9 protein-coding genes and 4 pseudogenes are annotated in these 8636 nt (G+C 75.0%); 2 read left to right on the top strand and 11 right to left on the bottom strand.

Annotated elements, in window-relative coordinates:
* From KPL57_RS65095 to KPL57_RS65060, 8 genes and pseudogenes are all read right to left on the bottom strand, one after another.
* Positions 1-234: pseudogene (locus KPL57_RS65095) on the bottom strand (hypothetical protein); the annotation flags it as partial.
* A gap of 73 nt (positions 235-307) precedes the next feature.
* Positions 308-661 carry a hypothetical protein gene (locus KPL57_RS65090; protein ID WP_308253608.1) on the bottom strand — a complete coding sequence of 118 codons (354 nt, stop codon included), beginning with the start codon at positions 659-661 and terminating at the stop codon, positions 308-310.
* Positions 613-993 (bottom strand): hypothetical protein, encoded by a 381-nt coding sequence (locus tag KPL57_RS65085; RefSeq protein WP_226359444.1) that lies wholly within the window; start codon positions 991-993, stop codon positions 613-615. Before KPL57_RS65085 ends, KPL57_RS65090 begins: the two co-directional genes overlap by 49 nt.
* 73 nt (positions 994-1066) lie before the next feature.
* A complete protein-coding gene (locus tag KPL57_RS65080; protein WP_226359440.1) occupies positions 1067-1564 on the bottom strand; it encodes an MFS transporter in 498 nt (165 codons plus the stop codon).
* Positions 1561-2328, bottom strand: a complete 768-nt coding sequence (locus KPL57_RS65075; RefSeq protein WP_308253606.1) for an aminotransferase class I/II-fold pyridoxal phosphate-dependent enzyme — start codon at positions 2326-2328, stop codon at positions 1561-1563. The genes KPL57_RS65080 and KPL57_RS65075 overlap by 4 nt, the downstream gene beginning before the upstream one ends.
* Complete coding sequence (locus KPL57_RS65070; protein ID WP_226359439.1) at positions 2289-2573, bottom strand: hypothetical protein; 285 nt, start codon at positions 2571-2573, stop codon at positions 2289-2291. Before KPL57_RS65070 ends, KPL57_RS65075 begins: the two co-directional genes overlap by 40 nt.
* A complete protein-coding gene (locus KPL57_RS65065) occupies positions 2570-3541 on the bottom strand; it encodes a cytochrome P450 (RefSeq protein WP_226359438.1) in 972 nt (323 codons plus the stop codon). The genes KPL57_RS65070 and KPL57_RS65065 overlap by 4 nt, the downstream gene beginning before the upstream one ends.
* Positions 3542-3856: 315 nt before the next feature.
* A pseudogene (locus KPL57_RS65060) lies at positions 3857-4695 on the bottom strand (TauD/TfdA dioxygenase family protein).
* A 487-nt stretch (positions 4696-5182) separates the two neighbouring features.
* On the opposite strand from KPL57_RS65060, the pseudogene KPL57_RS69130 reads away from it, so the two are divergent.
* Positions 5183-5446: pseudogene (locus KPL57_RS69130) on the top strand (methyltransferase); the annotation flags it as partial.
* Between the two features lie 68 nt (positions 5447-5514).
* Positions 5515-5745 (top strand): methyltransferase, encoded by a 231-nt coding sequence (locus KPL57_RS69125; protein ID WP_308253610.1) that lies wholly within the window; start codon positions 5515-5517, stop codon positions 5743-5745.
* 357 nt (positions 5746-6102) lie between these two features.
* Here KPL57_RS69125 and KPL57_RS65040 read toward each other — a convergent pair whose 3' ends face one another.
* From KPL57_RS65040 to KPL57_RS65030, 3 genes and pseudogenes are all read right to left on the bottom strand, one after another.
* Positions 6103-6894 (bottom strand): FAD-dependent monooxygenase, encoded by a 792-nt coding sequence (locus KPL57_RS65040; RefSeq protein ID WP_226359435.1) that lies wholly within the window; start codon positions 6892-6894, stop codon positions 6103-6105.
* A gap of 107 nt (positions 6895-7001) precedes the next feature.
* Positions 7002-7112 (bottom strand): annotated as a pseudogene (locus KPL57_RS69120) (NAD(P)-binding protein); the annotation flags it as partial.
* A gap of 83 nt (positions 7113-7195) precedes the next feature.
* Complete coding sequence (locus KPL57_RS65030; RefSeq protein ID WP_226359441.1) at positions 7196-8110, bottom strand: prenyltransferase/squalene oxidase repeat-containing protein; 915 nt, start codon at positions 8108-8110, stop codon at positions 7196-7198.
* Between the last annotated feature and the right edge of the window lie 526 nt (positions 8111-8636).

Below are 8636 nucleotides of genomic sequence, written 5' to 3'. Positions count from 1 at the left end.
CCGGCATCGGCGAGTGCGGCGGCCGCTCGCGTCGAGACCGATGCCGCCCGCGACGCCGAAGAGCTTCCGCGCACCGGCCGCGGCGAACGAGGCGCCGACGACCAGGCGCAGCACGAGCAGCCCGATGTCGGAGGAGACGTGCGCGGGCACCGGCAGCCGCTCCGGCCGGGTCGGCTCCGGCGGTGCGTCGCCGGAGATGTTGCCCCAGTCGTAGTGCTGCGTGGGCCCGCTCATGGCGCCGGACCCTACCGGGACACCGGTCGTCTCCCCCGGCGCCCGCGCGCGCCGTGAGCGGCGCCGGGGCCGCTCAGCGCACCGACCGGACGAACATCACCGTCACGACGGCCGCCGCCACCAGCCCGGCCGCGACCGTGTACAGCAGCGGGTAGCTGTCGCCGGAAGCAGCCAGCACCGAGACCGCGACCACCGGTGCGAGGGACTGCGAGACCGTCCCGGCGACGTTGTACAGCCCCAGGCCGAAACCGCCGTGGGCGTCGCCCTCCGGGAGCACCTCGGTCGCCAGCGCGAGGTCCACCGCCAGGAAGACGCCGTAGGCGACGAACCCGACCGAGGCGCCCAGCACGAACGTCGTGACGTCCTGCGCCAGCGCGATCAGCAGCATCGACACCGCGAACAGCGCCGCCGAGCAGCCCACCAGCACCCGGCGCCTGCCGAGCCGGTCGGACAGCCAGCCGGCCAGCGGGGCACCACGAGCTTCAGCACGGCGCTGAGCGTGCTGTTCAGCGCCACCACCGAGGTCGCGACCGCGACGGTCACGCCCAGGTGGTCGGTCAGGGTGTAGAGCTGGAAGTTGAAGAAGATGTAGTAGCCGGTGAGCAGCAGGAACCGGCCTGCCCAGACGAACCCGAAGTCGCGGTAGCGCGCCAGCTGGGCGAGGCGCTCGCGCCACGGGACGCCCCCGGCCGGGGCGCGCGTCCCGGGTCCGGCCGACCGGTCGGGCAGCACGACGAGCAGCGCCGCGGTCGTCAGCACCGCGAACGCGGCCGGCCGAGGAACAGCGCGACCGGCTGGTTCCCCAGCCAGACCGCGCCCCAGGTCCCGGCGCTCAACCCGGCCTGCAAGGCGACCCCGATCCAGCCGGAGACCGGCCGCGCCGATCCGGCGGGACCTGGTCGGCGAGCACCGCGAACAGCGCCGAGAACGCCAGGTTGAGGAACAGCGACGCGATCGACCAGCCGAGCACCATCCCCCAGCGCTCCGGCACCAGCGCGATCACCAGCAGGCCCACGACCCCACCCAGCAGGCCCAGCACCAGCCACGGCCGGCGACGGCCCCAGCGGGAGACGGTGCGGTCGCTGAGCCAGCCGCCCAGCGGCTGGGCGACCGAGGCGAACACCGTGCCGATCGCCAGGGTGGTGGCGAGGACGGCGGTCTTCTCCTCGCCGTAGAGCTGCTGGGCGCGCAGGGCGAGCGTCACCGCCACCGGGGTGGCCGTCGTCGCCATCAGCCCGGCGAACGCGAGGAGGTAGAACGGCATGAACAGCCGCGACGTCCGAGGTGCCGGCGCGGCGGTCTCCTGCCGGGTGCCCGGGCTGGTGGTCACGGCGCGGTTCCGTCCGGAGCGGGGTCGAAGCCGGCGGCCGCGGCGAGGACGGCGTCGTTCGCCGGGGGAAGGCCGGTGCTGACCCGCACCCCGAGCCCGTCCTGGTCGCGGACCGCGATCCCGGCGGCGGCGAGGTGTTCCACGAACGCTCGGCTGCGCCCGCCGAGGCGGACCCACACGAAGTTGCCGCCGCTGGGCGGCACGTCGAAGCCGAGCGCCAGCAGTCCGTCGCGGACCCGGTCGCGTTCGGCGGCCACCGCACGGCACTGCTCGCGCATCCGGTCCTCGGCGTCCATAGCGGCCAGCGCGGCCGCCTGGCCGAGGGTCGGCACCCGGTAGAACGGCGTGCTGGGCCGGATCGGTGCGGTGACCCGCTCGGCGGCGACGAGGTAGCCCACCCGCAGGCCCAGCAGCCCGTGCGACTTGGAGAAGGTGCGGACCACCACGACCCGGTCGTCGTGCGCGGCCAGGCCGAGCACGTCGGCGACCGCGTCCGGGTCGGCGAACTCGCGGTAGGCCTCGTCGACGAGCAGCAGGACGTGCGGGGGCAGGTCGTCGAGCAGCTGCTGCACCGCCGCGGTGCCGAGTACCTCACCGGTGGGGTTGTCCGGGTTGCAGAGCACCACGACACGGGTGTCGTCGGTGACCGCCTTCGCCACCCCGGCGAGGTCGCTGCCGTCGGGGCCGTCCGGCACGGCGACGGCCGTCGCGCCGGTGTTGCGGATCAGCAGCGGGTACATCGCGAACGACGGCGCGGTGTGCACGACCGTCGTCCCGGGGTGCAGTGCGCGGCGAGGAACTGCTGGAGCAGCGCGCCCGATCCCGCGCCCGCGACGACCCGGGCCGCGGGCACCCCGAGCCGCCGGGCGATCTCGGCGGTGAGGCCGTCGGACAACGCGTCGAGGGTGTGGCCGATCGTGTCCAGCGACCCGGTCAGCGCCTCGCGCACCCCGGGCAGGACGGGCCAGTGGTTCTCGTTGAAGGACAGCTGGTGGACGACGGGGGTCACGCTCGTCGCTCCTGTTCCTGGTCGGGGGTGGGGCCCAGCAGCACAGGGAAGGTCCGCGGGGCGTGGACGTGCACGCTGCGCCGGAAGGTCAGCTCGTCCTCCGCCGCGGTGGCCCGCAGCTGCGGGAACCGGCCGAACAGCGCGGTGAGCGCCACGTCGGCCTCCAGCCGCACCAGCGCCGCGCCGAGGCAGCGGTGGATGCCGTGGCCGAAGGCGACGTGCCCGGCGGTGTCCCGGTCGGGGTCGAGCCGCGTCGGGTCGTCGAACCGGCTCGGGTCACGGTTCGCGGCCCCGGTGGACAGGGTCACCGACGCGCAGCGCGGGATCGCCGTCCCACCGATCTCCATGTCCTCGGTCGCGAAACGCAGCGAGGCGTTCAACGCCGGCGACGCCCACCGCAGCAGCTCCTCGACCAGCGCGGGGGCCGTCTCCGGCGAGGCGAGCCGCCGCCGGGCGTCCGGCTCGGTCAGCAGCACCCGGACACTGTTCGTCACGAACACCGCCGTCGTCTCGTGCCCGGCCATGAGCAGCAGCATCGCCATCGCGACGATCTCGATGTCGGAGAGCTGCTCGCCGTCCTCGGAGGCGGCGATCAGGCCGGAGAGCAGGGCCTCGTCGGGGTCGCGGCGTCGCGCGGCGACCAGGCCGCCGAGATAGTCGGCCATCTGGTTCGACGCCCGGACCAGCTCCGGCTCGGGGCACTCGTCGATCAGCACCGTCGACCAGTGGGCGAAGTCCTCGCGGTCCAGCTCGGGGACCCCGATCAGCTCGCAGATGACCTCCATCGGCAGCGGGATCGCGTACCGGCCGACCAGGTCGACCGGCTCGTCGGCGGGGAGCGCGTCGAGCAGGTCGTGGGCCAGCTTCTCGACCCGCGGCCGCAGCGCCGCGATCCGCCGGGCGGTGAACGCCTGGGTCACCAGCCGGCGCAGCCGGGTGTGCTCCGGCGGGTCGAGCGAGGTCAGCATGTGCGACATCGGGGCGGGCAGCCCCGGCGGTGCCGCGGCGCGCTCGGCGGGCGGCAGCGACGCCCGCCAGTCCTTGGCGAGGCGCTCGTCGGCCAGCCCGGCCCGGACGTCGGCGTAGCGGGTGACCAGCCAGGTCGGGCCGGTCTCGAAGGTGACCTCGCGGACCGGGCAGTCCCGGCGGGCCCGGCCAGTGCGGTGTGCGGGTCACGCCAGTAGGTCTCGAGGAACTCCTCGGACCCGGCGCTCGTGGTGGTCGTCTCGCTCATGGCGGTCTCCCCTGCTGCGGTGCCGGTCGGTTCGTGCCGGTCGTGCCGGTCAGTCGTTGACGGCCGTCGCGCTCATCCCGGCGGCCTGGTGGTGCGGCCAGCGCGCCGGCTCGCCCTTCGGGTGGTCGCCGAGCACGGTGACGCGGCGGCCGACCCGGCGGCCGGTGTAGTAGTCGTTGACGGCGTAGTGCTGGGTGGCCCGGTTGTCCCAGATCGCGACCCCACCCTCGCTCCAGCGGTAGCGGCAGACCCGCTGCGGGCTCTCGGAGACGTCGAAGAGGTGGGTCAGCACCGCGGTGCTCTCCCCCGGGTCAGCTGCGGGATGCGCCGGGTGAACATCCGGTTGACGTACAGCGAGCGCCGCCCGGTGTCCGGGTGCACCCGGACGACCGGATGCTCGGCCTCGCTGCGGTAGGAGCCGTTCGGGTGCTCGAAGACGTGCAGCGCGGTGAGCCCGTCGAGCAGCTCCCGCAGCGGGGCGGACAGCGCCTCGTAGGCGAGGTACTGGTTGCTCCACATGGTGTCGCCGCCGACCTCGGGGCCCTGCACGATCTGCAGCACCGACGCGATCGGCGGGGTCTGGGAGAACGTGACGTCGGTGTGCCAGACGTCGGACTTCGCCCCCTGGTCGGAGTCGAGGACGACGATCTCGTCGTGCCCGTCCAGCTTCGGCAGGAACGGGTGGACCTCCAGTGGGCCCAGCCGCCTGCCGAACGCCTCGTGGTCGGCCGGGTCGAGACCGGCGTTGTCGGGCAGGAAGAGCACGAGGTGGTCGAGCAGGAGCCGGTACAGGTGCGCGAACACCTCGTCGTCCACGTCGGCGAGCGCGAGCCCACGCACCTCGGCCCCCAGCGCTCCGGAGACCGGACGGACGTCGAGCGAAACCATGTGAAAACCTTTCCGTACGCATTGTTCGACCGCCGTACCGCGCCGGCGGAATCGGTCGGGGAAATGCTGTGTCGAATTGTCACGGACCCTTGTCGGAATCCGCTCCGAACTGCCATCGTCAGTGGCGGACCGACTTCCCCTCCCGTTCGTCGAAAGGAACTCCGTGACCAGTCCGACCACGCAGGACGGCACCGCCGCTCTCGCCGCACTCGTCGACCTGGCGACCCCGTTCGCGGTGCGTACCGCGGTCGCCCTGCGGCTGCCGGAGCTGGTCCGGGACGGTCGCACCGACGCCGGTGAGCTCGCCGCGGCCTCCGGTGCCGATCCCGACGCGCTCGTCCGGCTGCTCCGCCATCTCGTCTCGGCCGGACTGTTCGCCGAGCCCGCGCCGGGCCGGTACGCGCTGACCCCGGTCTCCGAGGCGTTGCTGGACGACCGCAACGCACTGCTGCGTGCCTGGCTCGACGCCGACGGGCCCGGCCTGCGGATGGACCTCGCCTACGGCGGGATGCTGCACGCGGTCCGCACCGGCCGCTCGGCCTACCCCGCGGTGCACGGCCGTGAGTTCTGGGCGGACTACCGCGCCGACGAGCGGCTGCGCCTGTTCTTCGGCGCGACGATGGCCGGCTTCGCCTGGCAGACCGGTCCCGAGGTCGCCGCCGGGTACGACTGGGCGCCGGTCTCCTCGGTGCTCGACGTCGGCGGCGGCACCGGGGCGCTGCTCCACGCGGTCCTGTCCGCCCACCCGCACCTGCACGGCGCCGTGCTCGACCTGCCGGAGGTCGCCCCGGAGGCCGAGGAGTTCCTGTCCGGGGCCGGGTGGGCGAGCGGGCCCGCTTCGTCGGCGGCAGCTTCCTGGAGCCACTGCCCACCGGCTACGACGTGCTGCTGGTGTCCCGGGTGCTCACCGACTGGCCCGACGAGGACGCCGTCCGGATCCTGCGCCGCTGCGCCGAGGCCGTCGCGCCCGACGGCCGGGTGCTGGGGTCGAGGTGCTGGCCGGGGAGGAACACGCGAAGAACAACGCGTCGTTCGACCTGCAGTCGCTGACCCTGCTGGGCGGCCGGGAGCGGGCACCGGAGGCCTTCGACGTCCTCGCGGCCGAGGCCGGTCTGGTCGCCCGGGGTCGCCGGGACGGCGCGAACGGTCTGGTCGTGCTGGAGTACGCCAGGGCGTGAGGTCCGTGCGGTCATCGGGCCGCAGCACCCGACCCGCGGACCGTCCGGGCCCAGCCGGGCAGCCGGGCGGCCCGCGGGTCGGGTAGCAGCCCGATCTGGTGCAGGCGGTCCACCGGGGTCAGGCGCCGGATCCCGAGTCCGGACATGGTGTGCATGACCTCGTGCCGGATCCGGTCGTTGGCACCGGTCCCGGTCAGCGCGCGGTCCCCGATCCAGGACCGTCCGGTGATCATCCGGGCGGCGTGTGGCTGGTCCGGCCGACGTGGTGCAGGTCGTGGCGGCGTGCGGTGTCGTAGCGGCGCAGCGCGTGGTCGACGACGTCGGCCTGCAGCGAGCCGCCCTGCCGGAGCATGGCGGCCAGGGTGTGTGCGTCGGCGATCGAGCTGTTCATGCCCTGCGCCGCCATCGGGTGCACCAGGTGTCCGCTCTCCCCGACCAGGGCCAGCCCCGGCACCGTCAGCGCCGGCGCGAGTGCCCGGGACACCGGCAGCACCTGACGGTCCGCGACGCCCGCGCGGAACGCCTCGGCCACCGGGTCGAGCCCGGGGCAGCCGCGCAGCACCCGGCCGCTCCAGGCGCGGAGCCCGTCCGGCCCGAGCCCGCGCAGCTCGTCCGCGGCGACCTGGACGTACAACCGCACCCGGCCCCCCGGGAGCGGGTACCGCAGCCGCAGCCCGCCGTCGGTCACGTAGGCGGAGAAGTCCGGCGGGACGGTGCCCGCCAGCTCGAAGGCGGCGAGCCGGTGCGGGTAGTCGGAACGGGGCGCGGTCAGCCCGGCCTCGCGCCGCAGCCGCGAGGAGACGCCGTCGGCGGCGACGACCAGCGCGGCCGTGACCGCGGTGCCGTCGCACCGGACGCCGGTGACGCGGTCACCGGTCCGGACCAGGCCCTCGGCCAGCGCCCCGCGCCGCACCTCGACGCCAGGGGGCAGGGAGTCGTCGAGCGCCCGCAGGATCGTCGGGTAGTCGTGGGCCAGCAGCCAGGGCTGCGGGGTGGGCAGGTGCCCGTAGTCCAGCCGCATCGGGGCGTCCCGTCGGCGGCCCGGGCGACCAGGTGCTCCAGCCGCAGCGCACCCGCCGCCTCCAGCCGGTCCGCCACGCCCCACTCCCGCAGGATGCCGAGGGATCCCGGCTGCAGCACCTCGCCCTTGGCGACCTGCTGCGGCTCCGGGCGCTTCTCCAGCACCAGAACCCGGTGCCCGAGCCTGCCCAGCGCGCAGGCCGCGGACAGACCGGCCACCCCGGCGCCGCACACCACCGCGTCGTACTCGGTGTCGTACTCGGTGTCGTAGTCGGTGTCGCAGTCGGCGTCGTGTCCGTGGCTCACGTCAGGGCCTTCCGGTAGCGGCCGAGCGCGCGCAGCGCCATCCCGTGGGTGAATCCCGGGTTGGCGTAGCGGCTGACCCGGCGGACGTACTCGTGCACCGGCTCGGCCGGCCAGCCACCGTCCGGCAGGCGGGCCGCCAGCAGCCACCGCACGGCCGGTTCCACCTCCGCCGGGGCCGCACCGGCGGCGAGCAGTGCCGCGACCGCCCAGCCGGTCTCCTCCACGGTTCCCGGGGCGCCGTGGCTGTCGCCCCAGGACCCGTCGGGGTTGCGGGTGCGCTCCAGCAGGGTCCTGGCGCGGACCGCGGGCCCGTCCCCGCCGCGGCCGCAGCGGGCGAAGGTCTCCAGCACCGCGGCGGCGCCCATCGTGTGCTCGCGGTACCAGACCGACTCGAAGCCACCACCGGGCAGCTGGGCCCGGCCCAGCCAGCGCAGCGCGCGGCGGACCCGCCGGTCGTCGGCCGGCACCCCGGCGTCGAGCAGGGCGTCGAGCGCCTGCGCGGTCGTCGTCGGGCAGGGGGCCGCTGTTCGCGACCCTGGTGTTGCGCACGCACAGACCCCAGGAGCCGCGGGAGTCCTGCCGGTCGGTGAGCCAGCCGACTCCCTCGGCGACGGCGGCGTCCTGCACGGTGCCGGGGAGCCTGCTGAGCACGGACACGATCTCGCCCGTCTCCAGCACGGCGGGCCAGCCGCGCCCGGCGGTCCACCAGAAGCCGGGCGGGCAGCCGAAGGCGAGGAAGGGCCGGTGCTGTTGCAGGCCCAGCAGTGCGTCCCGGGAGGCGACCAGGCGCTCGTCGTCGCCGTAGCCGGCCTCGACCAGGCCCCGTACCGCGTACATCGTCCAGGCCGCGTCCAGCGGGGTCGTGGCCCACGAGCCGTCCGGGTGCATGGACCGGCGCAGCCAGCCGACAGCGGCGTCCACCATGTCCTGGCCGACGCCGGCGCGGGCCAGCCCGGTGCAGACCAGGCCGGTCACCCAGGCGTCCTCCGACCAGGATCCCGCGGCCCCCTCGTGCTCGTAGGTCTGGCGGATCACGCGCAGCGCGTTCGGTTCGGCCAGCCGGGACAGCGTGCGCTGCACCCGGGTCAGCGGGCGGGTGTCGGGCCTGGGCGAGCCCCAGCGCCGAGGCCATCGGCAGCCGCAGGTCGAACAGCCGCCGGTACAGGCCGGGCAGCAGCGCCAGCTCCAGCGGGAAACGACGCATGTCGGCCGGCGCGATCCAGCCGACGAACCCGTAGAACTGCCGGCACCAGAGCACGACCTCCGGGTGCGGGATCGCGGCGAGGCCGCCGTAGCGCTCCATCCACCGCCGCCCGGCCGCGACCTGCTCGGCGGACCCCGCCGGGTCGACGAGGTGCAGCGCGGCGGCCGACACGGCGGTCGGACCCGGCTCCGCGGGCAGACCGGGCACCATTCGCCCAGCCGCCGTCCTCGGTC

It is taken from the genome of Pseudonocardia sp. ICBG601 (assembly GCF_020496245.1).
This window is presented reverse-complemented; position numbering and strand designations above follow the sequence as displayed.

Excerpts from the sequence above, each read along its gene's own strand:
- KPL57_RS65065 (WP_226359438.1), bottom strand. The coding sequence starts at position 3,541 with ATGCTGACCTCGCTCGACCCGCCGGAGCACACCCGGCTGCGCCGGCTG.
- KPL57_RS65040 (WP_226359435.1), bottom strand. The coding sequence starts at position 6,894 with ATGCGGCTGGACTACGGGCACCTGCCCACCCCGCAGCCCTGGCTGCTG.